This is a genomic window from Enterococcus sp. DIV1328a, from assembly GCF_050536905.1.
Classification (GTDB): domain Bacteria; phylum Bacillota; class Bacilli; order Lactobacillales; family Enterococcaceae; genus Enterococcus; species Enterococcus faecalis.
This window is the reverse complement of record NZ_CP172912.1, coordinates 940,002-963,123: the sequence shown is the minus strand read 5'-3', so window position 1 is coordinate 963,123 and position 23,122 is coordinate 940,002. Positions and strand designations below refer to the sequence as shown.

The window sequence follows — 23,122 nt, the reverse complement described above, 5'->3', positions numbered from 1 at the left end:
GTTGTTTTTTCAGTAAAATGATATTTCTATGAAAAAGAGAAATCTTAAATGAAAAATCCCCTCAAAAAAATTTGAGAGGATTTTTCATTTAATCAATCATTTAATAACTGTATACCAACACCTAATAGTCCTGGTCCTGTATGAACAACTAATGCCGGACTAATCGTTCCAAAGTAAATTTCTTCTGCTTGCGGAAAAGCCGCTTTCAAGCGTTCCATCATTGCTTTTGCTTCTTCCTCTGCCGCACCGTGAGCGACTGCCAAACGAAAACGGGGTGCCTCACCTATAAAGTTCGTCACCAACTCAAACGTTTTATCAAGACTTTTTTTACGGCCGCGAGACTTAGCCACCGTATAGTAAATGCCTTCTTCATTACAAGAAATAATGGGGTTTAATTTTAGCGCATTCCCTAAAATAGAAGTGACTAAACCAATTCGTCCACCTTTTTGTAGATATTCTAAAGTGGCTACATTAAAAAATACTTTTGCGTTGGCTACTTCTTCTGTTAATTTTTGTTTTAATTCTTGCCAGCCTAATCCTGTTTCAATTAATTCTGCTGCTCGAATCGCTTGAATGCCAGCCCCGATACCAATGTTCTTTGTATCTAAAACAAATACATCTAGTCCTTCGGTTTGTTCTCCAAGCAAGCGAACCACATTATAGGTTCCACTTAAACCACTAGAAATGGTCACCGCTAAGACTTTTTCGTAACCCGCTTCTTTAATTTTGTCAAAAATAGCTTGGATTGTTGCGCCATCTGGTAATGAAGTACTAGGGATTTCTTCCTCTAAACGTTGATACACTTCTTCTGGTGTAATATCTACCTTATCTGTATAGGTTTTTTCAGGATAAATAATCTGTAAGGGCAAGACATACATGCCGTATTGTTTGACTAATGCCTCTGGAACATCTGTCCCAGAATCAACTAGTAGTGCGATCTTTTCTTTATTCATGTGTCATCTCATCCATTTCTTTTAAGTATTCTTGTTCCAATTCAATCACTTTTTCACTAAACATTTTAGTAGCAAAAGACATTGTCGCTGCTTTTACAGCCAAATATTCAATCCCCATAGGTTCTTGTGATTTGGCCTGAACTTCTTTTTCTTGCGCTTGAGCAGCAATCACATAAATCGCTCGTTCCTGTTCTTGACAAAATAAATTGTACGCTTCACGAATACCAACCGTAGCTCCTTGGAATAAAATGCCTTGCTTAATTTCTGGCAATGTTAACACTTGTTTCAACAACGTAATCGCAATTAAAAACGCTAAATGCTTTTGATTGTAGCGCTTTTTCACTGGGGCCGGGATTAACCCGTGTTTGACATAATTATTAACCATTGAGGACGTTAACAAAGTATGTTTTTCCAGTGTAATCAATGGGGATAAGTATTTTTCTATCAGAGTAATCACTTGATCCATATATAATTCAATATCTGGTAACTCATGCCATCTTGGCAAATGAACATTTTCCAATTGTTGGCCCCAATCTTGTAGTGATTTTTCTATCTCGTCCATAAAAACCCTCCTAACCATTTCTAAAAAAGAATATCATACTTTTGACAATTATTCAATCTAGTTTTTAAAACTAGATTGAATAAAAAAGAAAAGCGAGCAATTTTGGAATTGTTCACTTTTCTCTCTTTATTTTTTTAAAGAACGTTTTCCGATTAAAATACCTATCAAAAACAGGCCTTCTAATAAAACAAAAAACAAGATAAAACAATGCATAAAGTAGGCTTCAGGTAAGGCATTGATAATCGGATCAGTCAGCGGATTAAATAACCAAGCATCGTTGTTAAAAAATAATCCATGAAACGCAATAAAAAATTGATCAAAGCCAATCAGCATGAAAAAGCCAAAAAGCACAGGCAAAAACATTCCCCACTGAAATGGCCGTATCAATGTCCATAAACGCTGATTTTTTACCAAATATTTTAAATAAAAGACACTAGGCATCAACGTAACTAGTAATACGCCATAGCACAATAAAAACAATTTTTTCACTTCATAAAAATGAAAAGCCGCGCTATCAGACATTGGAAAATCAGGAAATACTAATGTTTTTTCAAAAGGATTGTTTAAGTACATCATTAAATGATCGTAATTTTTAATCAAGGTCACACGATCAACCTCTACGTCTTTTAAAATATTTAAGTGTTGGATATCAAAAAGATACAATGGACGAAAATTAATCGTGATCGTGATACTTAAAGCCACAATCGTTAAAAACAAACAAATGAGTCCAAGTGTTTCCCTTAAACGCAATTTCGACCTCATCATACTCAAAAAGTCCATTCATCTAAGGAATCAACAACATAGGTTGGCGGCGTTGGCAAAGTTGGAACAGCTGACTTAGGAGTAAAACCTGATGTAACTAACAAGCTATCAATACCATTTTGAATCCCTGATTGAATATCGGTTTCATAATTATCTCCAACCATAATTACTTGCTCTTTTTCCACGCCTAAATGCGCAATCGCTCGTTCCATGATAATCGCTTTTGGTTTGCCTATATAAACTGGTTTCGTTTGAGTAGCTGTCTCCACAAACGTCACAACTGAACCTGCGCCAGGTAATAAGCCTCTTTCTGTCGGAATGTTCTTATCTGGATTGGTCCCAATAAACAACGCCCCTTTTTGAATGGCTAAGGTAGCTAAAACCACTTTTTCGTAAGATAATTCTGTATCAAGTCCCACGACAACATAATCAGGATTTGTTTCATCCCATTCAAAACCTGCTTCTAAAATTAAGTCAATTAAACCAGCCTCGCCGATGACAAAGACTTTCTTGCCTCGATTGGTTTCTTTCATGTAATCAATCGTCGCTAAAGTCGCTGTATAAACAAGGGATGCTGGGACATGAATATCAAATTCATTTGCTAAACGTTGTGCCACTGTTTCAGGAGATTTAGTGGTATTATTCGTTACAAATAAAAAAGGCAAATCTTTTTCCTGTAACTGCTCGACAAAACGTTTTCCGGCTGGAATTGGTTCTTTTCCTAAATAAATCGTTCCATCTAAATCAATTAGATATCCTTGATAGTCTTTTTTCACTCTGTTTACTCCTCACGTTGACGAATCGTAAAGCCTTTGCCAGATTTTTTGGGACTAGGCTGTTTGGGTGTAGTCGTTTTTTTATTTTCTTCTTTTCGCGTACGAATCACTGGCTTGCTATTTTTATTAGCGGGCGCACTCTTTTCCTCGACAAACGCGTTAGAACGATTATTCTTTTTATGGCGACGACGACGATGCGTTGTTTTTTCTTTACGTTCCCCTGTTCGTTCAATTACAAAATAGGCACAGCCAAAATTACAATATTCATACAAATAGTCTTCTAGTGTATCAATGCGTTGATCCGGCGCTGCCCGACGATTAGAAGTATCAAAAAAGCCACGCAAGCGTAACTGTTCATAGCCCCAGTCTCCTACGATATAATCATAACGCGCTAATACTTCACTAAACCGTTCACCTAAGCGTTCAGGATCAAAGGCATCACGATGATTTTTAACAATTCGGTACTCTCTTTCACCAATTTGAATATCTGTTTCATTCACAATGGTGACAATTTCCCCTTTTTTCTTTTCTTTTACAGGTTCTTCTTTTATTTCTTCAAGAACTGCTGTTAGTTCTTCTGTAAAGGTTGCAGCAGTTTCTGTTTCTTTTTTTTCGGTTGTCTTTTTGTCTGTCATTTTTTCACCACCTAGTTTTTATTATACCTTGTTTTTATTTGATTGGATAGTGGGCATGCAGATAGTTCGCCACGACAGTTCTTAAAACGTCTGGAAATAAAAATTCGACTTCTCCAACTAACTCAATCGTTGGGAAAAACGGAACAAATTGAAAGTGATCCACTGTTGTCAGCGTATATTTCTGCTCTGGCTGAATAGGTTTCCCTTGCCAAAAAACGGTCTGGCTATTTCGCTCAAAACGAATCCCATCATAACATAATTCGCCAAAAATTTTCCCGCGGAAGCCCATCCCGCGAATCGGAAATTTCCGCAGAAATTGACGACTTTTTTCCATTTCACGAATCAAACGGCTCATGTCTGACCCTTTCAAGGTAACCTTGATTAAATGCATTGGATGAGGCAAGGCCTCATGTAATTGGTCTGCATTGATTATTCCTTCTGGTAAATCTGCTAAAAATAACCCGTTGTTCAACACAGCCGCTTCGGTCTGCCCCGCTTCTTTTAACGCCTTCAAGGCAACAGTTATAAAGGCATGCGGTTGCCGTAAGTCCGTTGACAAGGTTTCAGGGATTTGTGCAATTTGCTGCGCTTGCAATAGTCGATGACCTTCCGTTAAGTAACCCGCAATTTCCTTGGCATCAGTTGCTTGCTCTTCTAAACTTGCTGTTTCAATCGTTTTCGCATAACTTGTGACTTGCTTCGTGTCGGCATCCACAAACAGATGCACTTCACCAATATACTGTCCATATTTGCCAGCAGCTGCTAGTTGCACATGATTAATTTTTTCACCATCTTTAAATAAATGATGTGTATGGGAACCTAAGATCACTTGAATTTCAGGATAATTCGCCGCAATCATAAAATCAGTATCTATCCCCAAGTGACTAAGCAAAATGAGAACATCACATTGAGGCGCAACTTCTGTAATCAGTTGAGGAAGGACTGCTTCCACTTGTTTGATTGTCCACCCATTGGGATTATACGTTAAAGGAAATGGTGCGGTTAAGCCAATAAACCCTAACTTTGTGCCTTCTTTAGTTGTCATAATTTTATATGCTTGACAAAAATCTGGTAACGTTTGGGTTTTTGGTTCTTCTAAATTAGCTAAGACCACTTCAAATGTTGCCTGATCATATAAATGCTCTAATTGTTTCTTTGAATTGCCGATTCCTTCATTATTTCCAATTGTAACCAGATCATACGCTAATGTATTCATTATAGCTACATTTGCTCGGCCATCTGTTGCTTCGGTCAAAGGATGACACCGATCTGAAAAGTCACCTAAATCAATGGTTACGACTGTTTTGCCCTCTTTTTGGTACAGCGAACGTTTGGCTTTAACCAGACGCCGTATTTTGGGCCAATTTTCAAAGTGAGAATGAAGATCATTGGTATGGAACAACACAATCTCTTCCACTAAAATCGCCTCCTTTATTCAGCGCTCTGATTAATAGTACCATATTTATAGAAGAAAGTTACAAAAAAGAACAGATGACTTTAGAAGAATTTCTCCTAAAATCACCTGCTTTTATCAGGACGAACTATGCGTTATTTTTGGGACGCTTGCGTTGCGTCGCTTCCATGATAACTGGTAAGATCACAGGACGACGTTTGGTTTGTTCAAATAAATAACGGCTTAAGTTTTCGCGGATTTCTTGTTTCAGTTTGCTCCATTCGAAATCGTCACTTTCTAAATGCTTTTCAACAATTTCTGTAACAATATTGCTACTTTCTTTCATTAGGTCTTTACTTGTTTTAACGTAAACAAAACCTCTAGAAGTAATTTTAGCTGGTGAAACAATTCGTTTTTCTCGGCGATTAATTGTCACAACAGCCACAAAAATACCATCTTCGGAAAGAATACGACGATCCCGTAAAACGATATTACCAATATCGCCGACACCAATCCCGTCAATCATAATATTTTCGGCCGTTGTGCTGCCAGCTACCGACATTCTACCTTTTGTATACTCTAAAATGTCCCCACGACCTGTAATAAAGATATCTTTATAAGGCATGCCAATTTCGTGTGCTAAGTCCGCATGCGCAGCTAACTGACGGTATTCACCTTGGACAGGAATGAAATATTTTGGTTTCATTAAGTTCAGCATCAATTGCAAGTCATTCGGATTAGCGTGACCAGACACACGTAAATTGTCGGAAATTTGCTTCACCGTAGCACCGGCCCGATAGACAATATCCTCTGTTTTGGCAACCGTTGTTTCCATGGCCGTTGTCGGCGTTGTCGTAATATAAACTAAATCGCCTTCTTCAATTCGAACGACACCATGTGTATTATTAGCCATTTTTTGAAGTGACTTAATAGGTTCTCCCATCCGGCCTGTTTCTAAAATTAATAACTGTTCAGGTGCATATTTTTTCATTTCTTTTGGTTTTACTAATAGATCTTCGCTTGGCAATTGTAATTTTTCCAATTTCATCGCCGTCCGAATAATCCGTTCAAAATCTTGGCCTGTCAAAACGACTTTACGACCAGAACGATCCGCTGCATTCAATACTTGTTGAACCCGTTGCAAATTACTTGCCACACATGCCACGATGATTCGTCCTTCCCAATAGCGAATCGTATCGAACACTTCATCAGCGATTTGGGCTTCGGAAGCAACTTGGACTGGGTTTTCAGCATTTGATGAATCACTAAGTAACGCCAAGACGCCCTCTTTCCCAATTTCAGCCAAACGGCCATAATCGGTTTGATACATCTCAATCGCACTTTGATCAAATTTAAAATCACCAGTATAAACAATGTTGCCTTCTTTTGTTTTGATGCTAACACCAATCGAATCTGGAATGGTGTGCGTTGTTTTAAAGAAGCTCACCGTTGCTTGACCAAAATCAATTTCTGTATGCGGGTCAATCACATGGAAATCTTTAAATTTCTTCGTTTCCGCATGACTGTTGACACTTAGTTTTGCTAGTTCAATCGTTAATTCTGTCCCAAAAACAGGCACTTGAATTTTTGAAAGCAAATACGGTAAGGCCCCAATTGCATCTGCATGGCCATGTGTTAAAAAGACCCCTGCAATTCGTTCACTATTTTCTTCTAAATACGTAAAATCCGGAATGACAACGTCAATTCCTAAAAGTTCGTTCTCTGGATATTGTAATCCACAATCCAGTACAAAAATTTCATCTTCCACTTCAGCAACGTACATATTTTTTCCATTTTCACGAACGCCGCCTAATGGAACGATTTTTATTGTACTCACTCTTTTCACCTCTCTATGATTACACGTTCTTTAAATCTCTAACGTGCGAATAATTCTTTGCTCTTCTTCTGGTGTACAAGCAACTAGAGGTAAACGTAAATTTCCAACAGGAATACCTAAATGATTTAAGGCCGCTTTCACGGGTGCCGGTGAAGGCACTGAAAACAATGCGTTCATTTTTGGTAATAACTGTCGTTGAATTTTAGCCGCTTCCGGCAAGTTCCCCTGCTCCAGCGCTTGATACATCTCATACATTGACGAACCGAAGACATGACTGGCTACCGAAATAACCCCTTGTCCGCCAAGTGCCTTGGTGGCAAAAGCCAACCCGTCTTCTCCAGTATACACTAGAAAGTCTTTTGGCGCTCTTTCAATCAACTCAGTAATTGCATCTAACCCTGCACATTCTTTAATTGCCACAATTTTTTCCAATTGTGCTAAGCGCAAAGTAGTTTCCACTTCTAGACATGCAGCCGTTCTACCAGGAACATTGTACAAAATAATTGGTAGTTCACTTGCTTCTGCGATGGTTTTAAAATGTTGATACATACCTTCTTGATTTGGTTTATTATAATAAGGAACAACCGCCAAAACAGCATCGATACCAGCGATTGTCGCTAACTCTTTCACAAAAGCGACTGAGTCACGTGTATCATTCGTACCCACACCACAAATAATCGGAATACGTCCATCAATCAGTTCAATCATTCGCTGGAATAATTGTAATTCTTCTTCATGAGTTAACGTGGGTGATTCACCAGTTGTTCCTGCTAAAATAACGCCTTCTGTATGATTGGCCAATAAATAGTCTACCAATTGCGGTAGTTTATCAAAATCTATTTCTCCCGATTCTTGAAACGGCGTAACCATTGCCGTAATAATTGTTGCATTCGTTAAATCCATCCTATTCCCTCCCGAGTATACAATACAAACCTTCTAGTCGTTTTCAGGTACACGAAGCAAATTCATTTCGTGTAGCGTTTCAGCAATTTGGACCGAGTTCCAAGCAGCTCCTTTTAATAGGTTGTCTGACACAATCCATAAATGGAAACCGTTCTTCACGTCAACGTCTTGACGAATACGGCCGACAAATGTTTCTTTCTGGTTGACGCTATTTAGCGCTTGTGGATATAGTTGTTCACTTGGCTCATCTTGCAAAATTACACCTGGAGCTTGCGCCATTAATTCTTGGATGGCTGAGACCGATGCATCTGCTTGTTTCACTTCTATATAAACAGACTCAGAATGTCCTGAAATTACCGGAATACGGACACAGGTGGCAACGACTTTTAGCTTGTTGTCTCCCATGATTTTTTTTGTTTCATTCATCATTTTCCATTCTTCGTAGGTATACCCTGCTTCTGAAAAAACATCAATTTGAGGCAACGCATTAAAAGCAATTGGATAATGTTTTTCGTCACTGCCAGCTGGTAAAATTTCAGCTGACCATTCGCTGACAGGTTTTCCCTCTAAAAAATCTTCAGCTTGTTCTTTTAGCTCATTAATCGCACCGATACCTGCGCCACTCACAGCTTGATACGTTGAAACGATGATTCGTTCTAAGCCAAACGCTTGCCGAATTGGTTCTAAGGCCACCATCATTTGAATCGTAGAACAATTGGGATTTGCGATGATTCCCTGATGATTTTTCAAGGCTTCCGGGTTCACTTCTGGAACAACTAAAGGAACATCTTTTGCCATTCTAAAATGGCTAGTGTTGTCAACAACAACAGCTCCGCGCTTAACTGCTTCTGGTGCAAACTTTTCGGAAATACTCCCACCAGCACTAAATAATGCTAAATCGATTCCTTCAAATGATTCCGGGACTAATTCTTCCACGATAAGAGGTTGCCCTTTAAACTGAATCTCTTGTCCAGCAGAACGCTTAGACGCCAATAACCTCACACTGGCAATTGGCAAACTTGTTTCTGCTAACAATTCAATCATTCTTGTCCCGACAGCACCTGTTGCTCCTACCACGGCAACATGATATTCTTTTTCCATATTTTCATACTCCCCTCTTACCTTCTTGTAAAAGCTACTTGTCCTATTTTACCATAGTATTGAAAAAACCTACATAGTCAAAAAAATGATTTTTTTATTTTCCCATGATATTTTAAAACTATTACCCATCAAAGGACTATCCATTGACTTTTGACTTAAATTTGTTATAGTTAAAACGAATTTAATTATAAAGGGAGCGAAATTTCATGGCACGCGTAGAAAGTTTTGAATTAGATCACAACACAGTAAAAGCACCATATGTTCGCCTTGCTGGCACAGAACAAAATGGTGATGCGTTAGTCGAAAAATATGACTTACGTTTCTTACAACCAAACAAAGATGCCCTACCAACAGGCGCATTACACACGTTGGAACATTTATTAGCAGTTAACATGCGTGATGAATTAAAAGGAATCATTGACATTTCGCCAATGGGTTGCCGCACTGGTTTTTATATGATTATGTGGGATCAACATTCACCACAAGAAATCCGTGATGCATTAGTCAACGTTTTAAACAAAGTAATCAATACAGAAGTTGTTCCAGCAGTCTCTGCAAAAGAGTGCGGAAACTACAAAGATCATTCTTTATTTGCAGCGAAAGAATACGCAAAAATCGTCTTAGACCAAGGAATTAGTTTAGATCCATTTGAACGTATTCTGTAATCTTTAGCAATTAACGACAGAGAAACCCACTATTAAGCTGTGGGTTTTTCTGTTCTCTTTCTTAATTTAAACGGAGGTTTTTTATGAATCAAACAATCGAACAATTACTAAGTCACCGTTCCGTTCGTCATTTTAAAAAGCAAGCGTTAACGGACAAGCAGAAACAACAGTTAATTACTGCAGCTCAAGCAGGATCAAGCTCCAATTTTTTACAAGCTTATACAATTATAGAAATCAAAGATCCTGAGCTACGCAGAGAATTGGGACGTTTAGCGAATTGTGAAGACTATGTCGTTAACACTGGTGTGTTCTATGTTTTTGTTGCTGATTTGTATCGTCATGCAACGATTTTGTCAAAAGAGGGGCAATCATTGGAACCCTTAAAGACACCAGAATCATTATTAGTAGCTGCCGTTGATACAACGATTGCTGCGCAAAACATGGCCATTGCGGCTGAATCTATGGATTTAGGGATTTGTTATATTGGCGGCATTCGAAATGACTTAGACACAGTAGCCAAACGCTTATCTTTGCCTGAATTAACTGTACCACTTTTCGGATTAACAATCGGTGTACCAGAAACGTTAAATGGTGTAAAACCACGGATGCCTTTTGAAAATATTTTAAGCGAAAATCACTACCAATCAGACAAATTGACAGATATGCACACATATGATGAATTATTAAAAGATTATTATGCCAGCCGCTCAAGTAACGCCCAAACAGCGGATTGGTCACAGAAATCTTTGTCCTATTTTTCTTATAATCGTCGCCCAGAAGTAAAAATTTTCTTGCAAAAACAAGGATTTGATGTCTAAACAAAAGAGCGTGGGCTTACGTTGAAATAACGTAAGCCCACGCTCTTTTGTTAATTTTTATTTATCTTTACTAAATTTGTCTTTTAAGTCTTCAAAGCCTTCTTTAACTTTATCAGTTAATTTTTCAGCGCCTTCTTTAAGGTCGTCGCCGGCATCACGTGCTTTGTCTTTTACGTCAGCAAAGGTTGATTGAGCTTTTCCTTCAAGTTCTTTGCCTTTATCATCCGTAACTTTGCCTTGCGCTTCTTTTGCAGTACCTTCTACTTTATCTTTTGCATCGTCAAAACGTCCTTTTAAATCTGCCATGCTAATCCCTCCTAAATAATTAATTACATAATAAGAGTATCATTCTTAGCCATTTCCTTCAAATATAATGCATGAACTGCGAATAAATGGTTATTTTTGAGCTATTAAAGCTTTTTTTGCCAAGGCAAAGCAACCAATTGTTCCTGGATTATCTTCTAAAAGAGGCGTCACCAAGTATTTTTCTAAAGGCGGTGTTTCCACGTATCCATTGACTAATTCAGCAAATTTTTCACGAACTTTCGGCATCAAATGACGTTGTTTCATGACGCCGCCACCTAAAATAATCACTTCTGGCGCTAATAATAAAGTCGTATTGTACGCTGCTTGTGCTAAATAATAAGCTTCTAGTTCCCAAGTTTTATGATCCTCTTCCAATAAATGACCTTTTTTACCAGAACGACCTTCAACTGCTGGTCCTGCTGCAATCCCTTCTAAACAATCTCCATGATAAGGACAATTTCCTGCATACGTATCTTCAGGATGACGACGGACTAACGCATGCCCCATTTCTGGGTGGCTAAAGCCTTCAATAAACTCACCGTTTTGAATCGCTCCAGCGCCAACACCAGTTCCAATTGTATAATATACACAACTAGATGTATGTTGCCCATTTCCAGCAACATACTCACCATATGCCGCAGCATTCACATCCGTTGTCCAAGCCATTGGCACATCAAAATGTTGTTTCATAGTTCCTAACAAGTCAAAGTTACGCCAAGCTAATTTTGGTGTAGAAGTAATATAACCATACGTAGGAGAATCAACGTGAATATCAATCGGACCAAACGAACCAATCCCAATCGCTTTTAAAGGATATTGTTGGAAAAATTCTATTACTTTTTTCATTGTTTCTTCTGGGGTTGTTGTGGGAAAACTGACACGTTCCACAATGGTCAAATCATCTGTCCCAACGCCACATACAAATTTTGTGCCACCGGCTTCGATACTTCCTAAAAGTTTTTCTGTCATTGCAATATGCTCCTTCGTTTCCATTTTATAAGTAAGCGGATACATTACTTTTGATTAAATAACTAACATACACGTTTAGTTTACCACTTTTTTGTCGTTTCGACAGAACAATTTAACAATTTCAGTCAGGTTGCCCAATGAAATCTGGCAAGTTGCTAAAGAGCATTTTCCTAAAACAAAAAAACGAGCATTCACGGTTATCTAACAATGAATGCTCGTTTTTTGTTTATTGATTCTTTAGCGAAAAATATAACAATAGTCCGATTGTAATCCACCCACCACTAAGTAAAAGCATTAACCAACTCAAAAGCGTTTCTTTTAGAATACTTCTGGGTTCTTTTGCATGCTGAATAAAACTCATACTAGTCAGCAAAGAAAAGAGGAAAAACATAAAACAAATGACCGCTAAACCGCCAGACAACCAAAACCAACTAGCCATTATTCTCACTCTCCTTTTCGCTTGTTTTTTGATAATTATTGCGCCAAATGACACTATAAATTGCCCCAATTGTGATTACTAACAACGTGTAGAAAGTCGGTAACCACCATGTAGGTAGGACCCATTTGACCGTAGCTTCTTGATTCAATTTTTTTGCTTCACGAGTGTTAATCGTAAATTCTTGTTGAAAAGGCCAAGACTGTTGTTCATCTTGTTGTAAAATAGCACGTCCTGTAAATATATAAGTCCCAGCATCTAGCGGTTGTTTGCCCAAATCAAGATGAAAATTCATGGAACTATTTGGGGCAAAGCGAACATTTTTTAGTGTCCGTTGTGCAATTTTTTTAGAGGATCCTTTTTTTATCACTTGACCTTCTAAACGAACTTCTGGAAAAATAGCAGCATACGGATTTTGAATGACCGCCTTTAGTGATTTGGCCCCTAAAGCAATTGTAGGTGTTACTTTCACTAATTTCAGTTGGTTCACCTCTGTTAAAGGAGCATTCTCAGCACTCCTCATGGCAATCGCAACATTAAACCCGTAGCGACTAGTTAAGCCCGTTGTTTGGGTCTCTTCCTCTTTTTCATCTTTGAGATGCGCGTAAACCCCGCCTAAAACAACTCCTTTGATAGGCTGATCAAGTCCCTTCACCTTCATCTTTGCTGATACTGTTTGATGAGGCGGCACACTCACTTCCTCATTTTCTAAAGTAACCAAGTCTGTCAGCGGAACCTTTAACGATGAATCAAGTGGTTTATCAAAATCATTGTACACAATCAACCCATTATCATTTGTTGATGCATTTGCTAGAGTCAATACGATGGACAATTTTTCGTCTGTCTTATTTTTTATGTCTAAGACAATAGTGGAAGATTGCTTTGGTGCCAGAATTAAATCATAATAACTAGATGTTCCTGACACTTGATTTTCTGGTAAAACAGGCGTTACTGTAAATTTAGTCTTCATTTCTTCTGTAGCTTCTACTTTTGGAACAATAATAAAAAATGTGAAAAACAGAAATAGACAGAAAACACCGACTTTTTTTCTACTCATTTCTTCAAGATCTCCTTTATAAAGCTGAATGTACCTACTAGTCTAACAAATCAGCGAAACAATGCTGATCAATCTTTGACTTTTAGGAAGGATAATCTTGAAAAAAGTCTCCTTGAAAAATACCAAGGAGACTTTTTATTATTCACTATAATATAATTCTTTTTTTATCTGTGTGGTTGATACTTCTGGCGTTCGTGGCAAATAAAGAACCTTTGCGGTTGTTTCAACTTCTAGAAAATCAAAAGCCCCTTGCCAATCATCGCCCATGACTAAAGTATCAATTTTAAATTCAGCAATATCGGAAACTTTTTGTTTCCAACTAGTTTCAGGAATAACTAAATCAACATAACGAATTGCCTCTAATAATTGTTTACGTTTTTCATATGAAAAATAACTTTGTTTCTTTTTTTCTAAATTAAAAGCATCTGTTGAAAGTCCAACAATCAGGTAGTCCCCTTGTTGTTTCGCTTTTTTCAACAAATTAATATGACCATAGTGCAGGAGGTCAAATGTGCCGTAAGTAAGTATTTTTTTCATAAAAACCTCCATTGTACTTTGATATTTCTTCGTTAATTATCAATTTTTGTGAATAGAAAAAAGGCTACTCTTGATTGACTTTGATGGTTTTTCGATCAAATTTTTTATTTTCTGTAGCAGTATAGATTAGTAATAACTTACTCAGAGATTTTATAGAGAAAGACGTTGTTGTAGCTTTTTTTAATTGTTTTAACTGCTTTTGCAATTTCAACGGATTTTTATCTTTTAATAATTTAATTTTCGTTAAACGAAAAATGTGTTCCTGATGCTCAAATGAACGTTCAGCATCTGAATGACTAAAACGAAGATATTCTGCAAGCACCTCTTGATTTACAGCAACTTTTCCTTTTGGTAAAAACCATTCTTTGCCATTTTGATCTATTAGATGCCGCTCGCTTTGATTTGAAATAACAATTTCTTTATCGTCTTCAAAAAGATACGAAAAAAGCATTGCTTTTTTTATAATTATGTACTCAGTTACTTCATATGAAGACAATTTTCTTAATTCTTCTATCAAACTATTCCATTGATTATTTTGAACAAATTTACTTAGTTTGTGAATAGGTGGTACTCGTAAAATGAACTTCTCATCTTTCCCTATTTTTACGATATAAAAAGTTGTGTCTACGTCATTTTCCCAAATAAACAAAATAATCATTTACTGCCCCCTAGACTTGTTGTTCCGATACTTAATAGTCAAATAAATATATTTAGGAATTTGCATTAACCGATCGTATCTCTTCATTGTCAAACAACGATATAACCATTCCAAATTGTGATTTATATAAAATTCTGGCGCTCTTTTGACTGATCCAGCTAATACGTCAAAAGTACCGCCTACGTCTAAAAATACATTAGCTGTCAGGTGATCAATTGTTTGTTCCAAAAAAATCTCTTGTTTCGGTGAACCTAATGCTACAAAGACAAACCTTGGTTCAGCTTTGTTAATTTGTTCCACAATTTCTTGCTGTTTTTTCTTTGTATAGCCATGTAAAATACCGCTAATAACAATCCCTGGATATTGTCGTTGAATATTTTTAGCTGCTGCTTCAACTACTTCTTGCTTTGCACCATACAAGAAGATTCGTTCCTTATGTTGATTTGCATACTCTAAAAAATTATCCATGACATCAATTCCTGTAACTCTTTCACGAATAGACCCACCCATTAGCTTCGATGCCTTGACCACACCTATCCCATCTGCAATCCGATGAGTTGCTCTTTTCAAATATAACTTAACTTCTGGATGTTCAAATGCTAACAATGAAATCTGCGGATTAACGCTAGTTACAATCATTTTCTCTTTAGCTTTGAGATAACTTTCTAAGTCATCCATAATTTCTTGATGTGTTAATACGTCAACTGGTAATCCCCCAATATATTCAGTGCGTACCTTACTTTTCACAAAATCCCCCCAAGATTCTCTCTACCAACTCTACTATTTTATTAATGGTCTCTTTTGACTGATATTGATTCCATTCTTCGTTAATTCTAGCAATATTATCTTTATAACTATTTATTGAAAAATTTGACAATGCCACAATCAACTGTTTTTCATTTTCAACTAACGGTCCTGGTAAATATTCAAAAAAATCAGGCTCAATTCCAGGATTTAATGCATATTTTTCTAAATCTGGACAAAAAAATAAAATGTTCGGTTGCTCTTTAACATGCATGTATTCAAAGACCACACTCGAATAATCAGTAATCAAGTAGTCTATTTCACTAAAGCTTTCAAAAATATGCTTTTCCCAAATAGAAACATTTCTCGGTAGTTCAATGGCATCTAACTGGATTGATGGATGTAATTTCATATAAAAATGAAAATTTGGCATAGCAGAAAAAGCCTTTATTGCTTGATTTATCACAAGCATCATTTCATTCATTCCCTCTCGGTAAGTTGGTGCATATAAAACTTTATTATTCTGATTTGTTTCTCCTACCTCTAATTTTTCAAGATAAGCAAGACGCGGCGAACCAAAATGACAAAATTGAGCATTCTCGAGACGATAATTGTTTCTAAAAATTGCTTCCATTTTTAGTGAATTAACGATAAAATAATTCATTTTATCGTAAACTTTTTGAAACCTGATTTGATCCTTGCTACTTCTATGTTTCGTGTGATAAGCACCCCAGCCAAACTGTTTTAAAGCCCCATTAGCATGCCATAATTGGATAACTACTTGCTTTTTTTTTAAAATTGCCAATTCTGGAAAATAATTATCTACAAAAATCAGAGGGGCTGACTTCAAGTATGAAATCGCCGTTGTAATCAACAAAGTCTTCTTATCAAAAAGTATCGTCTTTATGCCTTTTTGGTTTAAGGATGCTGCATATGATTGACAATTTTTTGTATAAAGTACTATTATCATTCCGTGATAGTGTTGTTCTAATTGTTCAATTAAATGTCCATCATTTCTTGGGAAACTCATTATGTACACAATTTTTACTTTTTTATGTTTGTATGGTCTCCGTCTTAATACTGTTAAGTACAATTGTTTTAGCACTTTTATATCCTTTCACAACCAATAGTTTTCTTATAAAAAAGATATGATCAAAGTCTTTAAAAAGAAAAAGCTTACATATAAACTCATTAAAACAAATTATACCTTAAAGATTCTAAAAAGACAATTGCACTTTACAATATGTATACTATCCAAATAATTTAAATTATACGGTATACGGACTAGCTATACTTTCAGTTAAATAAAATAATATTTAAATAATTTCTCTGAATTTAAAACTGCCAATCCAACAAAAATAGAGGTTTCCCACCACAGTGGAAAACCTCTATAAACCTTGTCATAACAATGTTTTGAAAGACTATGCGTCTGGATTTGCGTTTTCGTCTTTGAGACCGTATTTTTTGTTGAAACGGTCCACACGTCCGTCGGCTTGTGTGAATTTTTGACGACCAGTGTAGAATGGGTGTGAGTCTGAAGTAACCTCAACACGTAATAATGGATAAGTGTTGCCATCTTCCCATTCAACAGTTTCTGAAGATCCTTTAGTTGAACCTGAAAGGAATTTGAAACCTGTTGTTGAATCCATGAATACTACTGGTTGGTAATTTGGATGGATATCTTGTTTCATACGTTTTTTCGCTCCTTTGCCCTGATCCATTTGCTGTATCAGAGTTATTTTGTCGGTATACAACAATGCTATCTTACCATGTTTTCAGTTGGTATGCAATTATCTTTTTGGATTTCTTTTAATTTGTTTGCCAAACGAAACATCATGGAAAACTTCAAATAATTGTTGATTATTTTGGGTCCGTTTTAACATTTTTATGAATTGATCCGTATATTCCAGCGAGTCTCCTGACATATTATTTCTCAATTTCCACGTTTCTTCTAGTTGTTCTGGTGTCATTAGCAATTCTTCTTTTCGCGTACTTGATTTTTTAATATCAATTGCTGGGAAAATACGGCGCTCTGCTAATTCACGAGATAAATGGAGCTCCATGTTGCCTGTGCCTTTGAATTCTTCATAGATGACATCATCCATTCGGCTACCTGTATCCACCAATGCCGTGGCTAAAATAGTCAGACTGCCCCCTTCTTCGATATTTCTGGCAGCACCAAAAAATCGTTTAGGTTTGAAAAACGCAGCTGGATCTATTCCGCCACTTAAGGTTCGACCACTAGGCGGGACCACTAAATTATAGGCCCTTGCTAAACGAGTGATGCTGTCCATTAAAATAACTACGTCCCGTTTGTCTTCAACTAAGCGCATTGCTCGATCCAGAACCAATTCAGCAACTCGCGTATGATTTTGTGGTTGTTGATCAAAAGTTGAAGAAACCACATCGCCTTTAACGCTTCGCTCTAAATCAGTCACTTCTTCAGGACGCTCGTCAATTAACAACAGAATCAATTCCACATCAGGATGATTTTCTGTAATCCCATTAGCAATTTCCTTTAAAACACTTGTTTTCCCGGCTTTTGGCGGCGCTACAATTAAACCACGTTGCCCAAAACCAATTGGTGCAAATACATCAATCATTCGTGTTGATAATCTGCCAGCCGTGGTTTCTAACGTTAATTGTTTTTCAGGATACAACGGTGTTAGCGCTGGAAAATGTGGCCGCTCTTTCGCTTCTTCAGGATCTTTCCCATTGACACTTTCAACATGCATGAGTCCATAGTAACGTTCTGATTCCTTTGGCGGACGCGCCTTGCCAGCTACTTTGTCCCCATTTCTCAATCCGAAACGACGAATTTGAGAAGAAGAAATATAAATGTCTTCTGCACTTGGTCCATAATTAATTGGCCGCAAAAAGCCATAACCATCCTGAGAAACAATATCTAAAATTCCTTCCATGAAGAAAAACCCTTGCTTCTCAGCTTGTGCACGAATCACAGCTAAAGACAATTCTTTTTTGTTCATTTGGCTATAATAAGGAATTTTAAACTCTTTCGCGTACGCATAAATATCTTTTAACGTACTATTTTCCAATTCAGCCATTGTTAAATAGTCGCTCATTGATCCACCTCAAACGGACCTTCTTGTTCTTCGGTTTCTAGCATTTGAATATCAGCGCCCAAAGCAGTTAACTTTTCGATAATGTGGTCGTACCCACGTAAAATATATTCTACATTATAAATTGTGGTCGTACCTTCAGCCATCAAGCCGGCAGTGACTAAGCAAGCGCCTGCCCGTAAATCAGAGGCGACTACTTCTGCACCGTGCAATTGATTTGGACCATTTAAAATAATCATATTGCCTTCAACCGAAGCATCAGCCCCCATCCGCACTAACTCAGGGATATGCTTATTTCGTTGAGCATAAATCGTATCAATAATTTCACCAGTTCCTTGCGCTTTTAAAAGTAATGGCGTTAACGGTTGTTGCAAGTCTGTGGCAAAACCAGGATATGGATAGGTTTTCACCGTTGTCATTTTCAGATCATGTGACGGATGAACTTCAATCATGTCTTCTTCAATTGTCATCTTAACGCCCATTTCTTGCAATTTCGCAATGAAGCTTTCTAAATGCTCATAAATAACATTTCGAACTTTGATTCCTTCACCCATAGCTGCTGCCATAGCTAAATAAGTCCCAGCTTCAATTCGATCTGGAATAATCGAGTGACGACAACCATGTAATTCTTCGACACCTTCAATCCGAATAACGTCCGTTCCAGCTCCTCGGACTTTTGCACCCATGTTATTTAATAATGTAGCAATATCAATAATTTCTGGCTCACGCGCAGCATTTTCAATAATCGTTTTGCCTTTGGCTTTAACTGCGGCTAACATGACATTGATTGTAGCACCAATAGATACCATATCCATAAAAATTCGTGTTCCTTGTAAGCCAGCTTCGTCTGTTCTCAAGTACATCGCCCCATGTTCGTTGGTTACATGAGCGCCTAATGCTTCAAATCCTTTGATATGTAAATCAATTGGACGAGGTCCTAAGTAACAACCGCCAGGTAAGCCGACAACGCCTTCCCCAAATCGACCAAGAAGTGAGCCCATAAAATAATAGGACGCACGTAAGCTATTGATTTTTCCTTTTGGCATTGGCACAGAAACAACTTCTGTTGGGTCAATAATTAATGTATTATTTTCAAAAGTAATTTTAGCACCCATAATTTCTAAAATTTCAATTAATGAGTGAACATCCTGAATGTCAGGAACGCCATCTAAAGTCACGGGCGAATCTGCTAAAATAGCAGCTGGAATTAAAGCGACCACACTATTTTTGGCGCCGCTAATGGTTACTTCGCCCTTTAATGGACGATTCCCATTGATTACGATTTTTTTCATTTATATTCTCACCTATCTGTAATATACGTTTTCTAAATAAACTACCCAATCATTCTATCATAATCAAGCTTAAGAAAAAAGAAAACTTCTCAGGTATTTTAATAGAATGAAAAAATAACAAAAAATAAAAAAGACAGCCACGTGCTGTGGCTGTCTTTAAAGTAACTAGTTGATTAAGCTTTGTTAGCTGAACCGAACCAATCAATGTGTTCTTCTGCATCTTTGATGATTGCAGCTTTACCTGGTGCTAATAATTTACGAGGGTCAAATCCTTTACCTTCTAAATCTTTACCAGCTTCAATATATTCGCGCGTTGCTTTAGCGAATGATAATTGGAATTCTGTATTTACGTTAACTTTTGAGATACCCATTGAAATTGCTTTTTCAATTTGTTCTTGAGGAATACCAGAACCTCCGTGTAATACTAGAGGTACATCAGAACCGACAGCTTCAGCAATTGCTTGTAAGTGATCAAATGCTAAACCTTTCCAGTTTTCTGGATATTGACCATGGATGTTACCGATACCACATGCTAAGTAGTCAATACCTGTAGCAACCATTTGTTTACATTCTTCGATATCAGCTAATTCGCCAGTACCGATGATTCCGTCTTCTTCACCACCGATTGAACCAACTTCACATTCGACAGAAATACCTTTAGCGTGAGCTTTTTCAACTACATCTTTCGCTAATTTTAAGTTTTCTTCGAATGGTAAGTGAGAACCATCAAACATGATCGAAGTATAGCCAACTTCGATACATTCTAAAGCAGCTTCGTAGTCACCGTGGTCTAAGTGAATTGCTACTGGAACTGTGATATTCATTGAGTCTACTAAATTAGTAATCATGTCTTTAGCTACTTTGTAGCCACCCATGTATTTAGCAGCGCCCATTGATGTTTGGATTAGAACTGGTGCTTTTTTAGCTTCTGCTGCTTCTAAAATCGCTTGTGTCCATTCTAAGTTATTTGTGTTATAGCCACCTACTGCATAGCCGCCTTTACGTGCTGCTTTTAAGAATTCTGCTCCTGATACTACTGGCATAAAAAATTCCTCCTAAGTTTTTAAAAACTTTATTTGTTAGGTGTTCCCTAACCAACGGTTCTATTTTAGCAGAATTCCTGACACTTTTCTAGTAAAATTCCCTTTTTCAGAAAATTTTTGTCTATTCTTTCACATAACCTTCATTTTTATAAAAAAACCTCCAGTTTTCCCGTTATCACTTTGGGATCTGAAGGCCGACTTGCTATTTTAATTTTTTCTTTGGCGGATAACGTTTCACCTTGTAGGATTGAAGCTCAGGAAATGTTCCTGTACTATGAAAAATCCGTTGTTCATCTTCATTGGCAAAACGCCCTAAAACCGATTGTGTTGGTAAAATATTTACAAAGGCATTCTCATCGATACTGTAAACTGCTTGTTCTAAATCATAGAGTTCGTAGCGAGTAATGACCATCATAATCATCCGACCTTCTGCACCTGAATAGCCGCCGATTGAAGGCAACAAGGTCATGCCACGAGCGATTTGTTGAGAAACTTCTAAGGCAACGGCTTCTGGTCTCGTGGTGACAATCATTGCTGTGACTTTTTGGTGACTGGTATGAATCATGTCGACCACCTGACTCAAACAGTAAATAGAAATAATAGTATACAACGCACTTTCCCAGTTAAATACAAAACCAGCCAACAGCACAATAATACCATTTAATAAGAACATAAAATTACCAACTGTTTTCCCTGTTGTTTTTGAAAGAATCAGTGAAATAATGTCCATGCCGCCAGTGTTAAAGCCCATTTTCAATGAAAGCCCTGCGCCAACGCCGACTAAGACACCACCCATAATTGCGTTCATCAAAGGATTCGTTGTGACTGTTACGATTGGCACAAACATAGTGACAACGGAAATGCCAATAACATTGATGAAACTAAGAATCGTTGATTGTTTCCCTAATTTTACAAACCCTAGAATGAAGACGGGAATGTTTAAAAATAAAATGAAGATCCCTGTATTAATATGGATTCCTAAATTTGTATATAATAATGTAGCAATGATTTGCGCAATTCCGTTCATCCCTGCCGAAAAAACTTTTGCCGGAATCAAAAAGAAATTCAAACCGACCGCAGAAGTCAAAGCGGTTATCGCCATCACTGCTATTTTTTTTATCGATTCATTTCTTTGGTAAGTACTAACCAATCGACTCATTTTTCTTCGCTCCTTCGCTATTCTTCTGACTTAGAATAACAGGTTCTATCCTAAAAGAAAAGGGGCTAAAAGCGAACATTGAAAAAAATTTTTTTGCAACGTTTCCATGAAAGAATGCGAGAAGATATCCCTAAAAATTGATCTTCTTATTTCTCTATTCAAAATGATTCTAGCCTAACCTTTTTTACTATTTCATGATATGATGAAGCAAAGAATATTTTAGGAGGTTTTTACATGGCTGCAAAAGAAGCAAGTTTTGATGTAGTTTCAGAGGTCAATATGGAGGAAGTCAAAAACGCGATTCAAATTGCCTTGAAAGAATTGAAAAATCGTTTTGACTTTAAAGGGTCAATTGCTGATATTAAATTGGAAAACGATAAACTAGTAGTCGTAGCTGAAGATGATTATAAAGTCGAGCAAGTGAAGGATATTTTATTTGGAAAATTAGTCAAACGCAATGTTCCGATTAAAAATATTCATTTCTCAGAAAGTGAAAAAGCCTTAGGCGGTACCGCTCGCCAATATGGTGATTTAATCAGTGGTATTGATAAAGAAAATGCAAAAAAAATCAACACAGCTATCAAAAACTCTGGGATTAAAGTTAAGTCACAAATCCAAGAAGACAAAATTCGGGTAACTGGAAAAAGTCGGGATGATTTACAAAAAGTCATGGCTCTTTTACGAGAATTAGATTTACCAATGGCTCTTGAGTTTAATAATTATCGCTAAAAAAATCCTTCAACTGTTAATGAACAGTTGAAGGATTTTTTTGTTTTGGTACCGGCCATTCTTGATTATTCAATAAAACGATTGGTCGGCGTTGGATTTTCCCTGAAAAAGCGGCAATTGCTTTGAAAACCTTTGGCATAAAATAAAACGCATTTAATTCTTCTAAATCCAGTTCTTCTTCTGCCGTAAACGAGACACAAACCTCTTGTTCTGAAAGCATAATTTCAATTTTCTTTAAAAATTGAAATTGCCGCATTCCCGGTACGAAATAACCAGCCTTTGCAACACGAGAGGCTGTAATATCTAACTTATCACTAATGATTAGCGCTAGTGTCATTAACTCTTCCGAATCAAAGCCGTTACTATGATTTTCTATAGAAGATAAAATTTCTTCTTGATAAGGCAAACAAATCTTTTGCTTACGAAAATATGCTTCTGCAAATTGTTTCCCACGAAGTGCATGTCCTGCTTTTCCTTGTAGCGCACCCACATCATGGAGCAGTGCCGCAATTTTTGCCGCCTCTAAATACTCCTCTGAAACAGCAAGTTGTTTCAAAATCATTTCCGTCATGGCTACGACATTGTTTACATGAAACCAATTATGGTATGCCCACCCAGCTTCTTCATCTTCCATTTGACCAATTGCATCATAAATTTGTCGAATTTCAGTATCTTGATGAATGCGTTCAAACAGCTTCATTTATTTT

At 37.1% G+C, this 23,122-nt stretch carries 26 protein-coding genes; 3 read left to right on the top strand and 23 right to left on the bottom strand.

Annotation, left to right across the window (positions count from 1 at the left end; genetic code table 11):
* Positions 1-92: 92 nt before the first annotated feature.
* The 9 genes from IGL93_RS04720 to IGL93_RS04680 form a co-directional block, all read right to left on the bottom strand.
* Entirely contained in the window at positions 93-953 is an 861-nt protein-coding gene (locus tag IGL93_RS04720) for a DegV family protein (RefSeq protein ID WP_010775751.1), read from the bottom strand.
* Positions 946-1,515 (bottom strand): DUF1836 domain-containing protein, encoded by a 570-nt coding sequence (locus tag IGL93_RS04715; RefSeq protein ID WP_002361647.1) that lies wholly within the window; start codon positions 1,513-1,515, stop codon positions 946-948. The genes IGL93_RS04720 and IGL93_RS04715 overlap by 8 nt, the downstream gene beginning before the upstream one ends.
* A gap of 126 nt (positions 1,516-1,641) precedes the next feature.
* Positions 1,642-2,295 carry a TIGR01906 family membrane protein gene (locus IGL93_RS04710; RefSeq protein WP_025192672.1) on the bottom strand — a complete coding sequence of 218 codons (654 nt, stop codon included), beginning with the start codon at positions 2,293-2,295 and terminating at the stop codon, positions 1,642-1,644.
* A complete protein-coding gene (locus tag IGL93_RS04705) occupies positions 2,283-3,053 on the bottom strand; it encodes a TIGR01457 family HAD-type hydrolase (RefSeq protein WP_002357953.1) in 771 nt (256 codons plus the stop codon). Before IGL93_RS04705 ends, IGL93_RS04710 begins: the two co-directional genes overlap by 13 nt.
* 5 nt (positions 3,054-3,058) lie before the next feature.
* Entirely contained in the window at positions 3,059-3,688 is a 630-nt protein-coding gene (locus tag IGL93_RS04700; RefSeq protein ID WP_002357954.1) for a YutD family protein, read from the bottom strand.
* A 34-nt stretch (positions 3,689-3,722) separates the two neighbouring features.
* Entirely contained in the window at positions 3,723-5,105 is a 1,383-nt protein-coding gene (locus IGL93_RS04695) for a bifunctional metallophosphatase/5'-nucleotidase (RefSeq protein WP_002365512.1), read from the bottom strand.
* 124 nt (positions 5,106-5,229) lie between these two features.
* Positions 5,230-6,918, bottom strand: a complete 1,689-nt coding sequence (locus tag IGL93_RS04690) for a ribonuclease J (protein ID WP_002375145.1) — start codon at positions 6,916-6,918, stop codon at positions 5,230-5,232.
* A 30-nt stretch (positions 6,919-6,948) separates the two neighbouring features.
* Positions 6,949-7,821 carry a 4-hydroxy-tetrahydrodipicolinate synthase gene (gene dapA, locus IGL93_RS04685; protein WP_002357957.1) on the bottom strand — a complete coding sequence of 291 codons (873 nt, stop codon included), beginning with the start codon at positions 7,819-7,821 and terminating at the stop codon, positions 6,949-6,951.
* A gap of 33 nt (positions 7,822-7,854) precedes the next feature.
* Positions 7,855-8,922: an aspartate-semialdehyde dehydrogenase gene (locus IGL93_RS04680; protein WP_010775747.1), complete on the bottom strand. Its 1,068-nt coding sequence runs from the start codon at positions 8,920-8,922 to the stop codon at positions 7,855-7,857.
* Positions 8,923-9,128: 206 nt separating this feature from the next.
* On the opposite strand from IGL93_RS04680, the gene IGL93_RS04675 reads away from it, so the two are divergent.
* Both IGL93_RS04675 and nfsA read left to right on the top strand, forming a co-directional pair.
* Complete coding sequence (locus tag IGL93_RS04675; RefSeq protein ID WP_002357960.1) at positions 9,129-9,587, top strand: S-ribosylhomocysteine lyase; 459 nt, start codon at positions 9,129-9,131, stop codon at positions 9,585-9,587.
* A gap of 83 nt (positions 9,588-9,670) precedes the next feature.
* Entirely contained in the window at positions 9,671-10,405 is a 735-nt protein-coding gene (gene nfsA, locus IGL93_RS04670) for an oxygen-insensitive NADPH nitroreductase (protein WP_002360554.1), read from the top strand.
* Positions 10,406-10,462: 57 nt separating this feature from the next.
* Here nfsA and IGL93_RS04665 read toward each other — a convergent pair whose 3' ends face one another.
* The 13 genes from IGL93_RS04665 to IGL93_RS04605 all read right to left on the bottom strand — a co-directional run bounded on the left by IGL93_RS04665 (position 10,463) and on the right by IGL93_RS04605 (position 21,686).
* Positions 10,463-10,711 carry a YtxH domain-containing protein gene (locus IGL93_RS04665; RefSeq protein ID WP_002357962.1) on the bottom strand — a complete coding sequence of 83 codons (249 nt, stop codon included), beginning with the start codon at positions 10,709-10,711 and terminating at the stop codon, positions 10,463-10,465.
* Between the two features lie 90 nt (positions 10,712-10,801).
* A complete protein-coding gene (gene scrK, locus IGL93_RS04660) occupies positions 10,802-11,680 on the bottom strand; it encodes a fructokinase ScrK (protein ID WP_002357964.1) in 879 nt (292 codons plus the stop codon).
* 226 nt (positions 11,681-11,906) lie between these two features.
* Positions 11,907-12,119, bottom strand: coding sequence for a hypothetical protein (locus IGL93_RS04655; RefSeq protein ID WP_002357965.1), 213 nt, complete (start codon positions 12,117-12,119; stop codon positions 11,907-11,909).
* The gene (locus IGL93_RS04650) at positions 12,112-13,173 is read right to left on the bottom strand and encodes a DUF916 and DUF3324 domain-containing protein (protein WP_010775746.1); all 1,062 of its coding nucleotides are present in this window, start codon (positions 13,171-13,173) and stop codon (positions 12,112-12,114) included. Before IGL93_RS04650 ends, IGL93_RS04655 begins: the two co-directional genes overlap by 8 nt.
* Positions 13,174-13,311: 138 nt before the next feature.
* The gene (gene tagD, locus IGL93_RS04645) at positions 13,312-13,722 is read right to left on the bottom strand and encodes a glycerol-3-phosphate cytidylyltransferase (RefSeq protein ID WP_002384695.1); all 411 of its coding nucleotides are present in this window, start codon (positions 13,720-13,722) and stop codon (positions 13,312-13,314) included.
* A gap of 52 nt (positions 13,723-13,774) precedes the next feature.
* The gene (locus tag IGL93_RS04640; RefSeq protein WP_010775745.1) at positions 13,775-14,368 is read right to left on the bottom strand and encodes a hypothetical protein; all 594 of its coding nucleotides are present in this window, start codon (positions 14,366-14,368) and stop codon (positions 13,775-13,777) included.
* Positions 14,369-15,115: a WecB/TagA/CpsF family glycosyltransferase gene (locus tag IGL93_RS04635; RefSeq protein ID WP_002360559.1), complete on the bottom strand. Its 747-nt coding sequence runs from the start codon at positions 15,113-15,115 to the stop codon at positions 14,369-14,371.
* The gene (tagB, locus tag IGL93_RS04630; RefSeq protein WP_010775744.1) at positions 15,105-16,217 is read right to left on the bottom strand and encodes a teichoic acid biosynthesis protein TagB; all 1,113 of its coding nucleotides are present in this window, start codon (positions 16,215-16,217) and stop codon (positions 15,105-15,107) included. The genes IGL93_RS04635 and tagB overlap by 11 nt, the downstream gene beginning before the upstream one ends.
* 316 nt (positions 16,218-16,533) lie before the next feature.
* On the bottom strand, positions 16,534-16,803 hold the full coding sequence (locus tag IGL93_RS04625; protein ID WP_002357967.1) for a type B 50S ribosomal protein L31: 270 nt from the start codon (positions 16,801-16,803) through the stop codon (positions 16,534-16,536).
* 99 nt (positions 16,804-16,902) lie between these two features.
* Complete coding sequence (gene rho / locus IGL93_RS04620) at positions 16,903-18,195, bottom strand: transcription termination factor Rho (protein WP_002357968.1); 1,293 nt, start codon at positions 18,193-18,195, stop codon at positions 16,903-16,905.
* Positions 18,192-19,484, bottom strand: coding sequence for a UDP-N-acetylglucosamine 1-carboxyvinyltransferase (locus tag IGL93_RS04615; protein ID WP_002357969.1), 1,293 nt, complete (start codon positions 19,482-19,484; stop codon positions 18,192-18,194). Before IGL93_RS04615 ends, rho begins: the two co-directional genes overlap by 4 nt.
* Positions 19,485-19,657: 173 nt before the next feature.
* Positions 19,658-20,527 (bottom strand): class II fructose-bisphosphate aldolase, encoded by an 870-nt coding sequence (locus IGL93_RS04610; protein WP_002357972.1) that lies wholly within the window; start codon positions 20,525-20,527, stop codon positions 19,658-19,660.
* 202 nt (positions 20,528-20,729) lie between these two features.
* Positions 20,730-21,686 (bottom strand): YitT family protein, encoded by a 957-nt coding sequence (locus IGL93_RS04605; protein WP_002381974.1) that lies wholly within the window; start codon positions 21,684-21,686, stop codon positions 20,730-20,732.
* A 234-nt stretch (positions 21,687-21,920) separates the two neighbouring features.
* On the opposite strand from IGL93_RS04605, the gene IGL93_RS04600 reads away from it, so the two are divergent.
* Positions 21,921-22,415 carry a YajQ family cyclic di-GMP-binding protein gene (locus tag IGL93_RS04600; protein ID WP_002357974.1) on the top strand — a complete coding sequence of 165 codons (495 nt, stop codon included), beginning with the start codon at positions 21,921-21,923 and terminating at the stop codon, positions 22,413-22,415.
* Between the two features lie 16 nt (positions 22,416-22,431).
* Here IGL93_RS04600 and IGL93_RS04595 read toward each other — a convergent pair whose 3' ends face one another.
* Positions 22,432-23,115 carry an HD domain-containing protein gene (locus tag IGL93_RS04595; protein ID WP_010775743.1) on the bottom strand — a complete coding sequence of 228 codons (684 nt, stop codon included), beginning with the start codon at positions 23,113-23,115 and terminating at the stop codon, positions 22,432-22,434.
* Between the last annotated feature and the right edge of the window lie 7 nt (positions 23,116-23,122).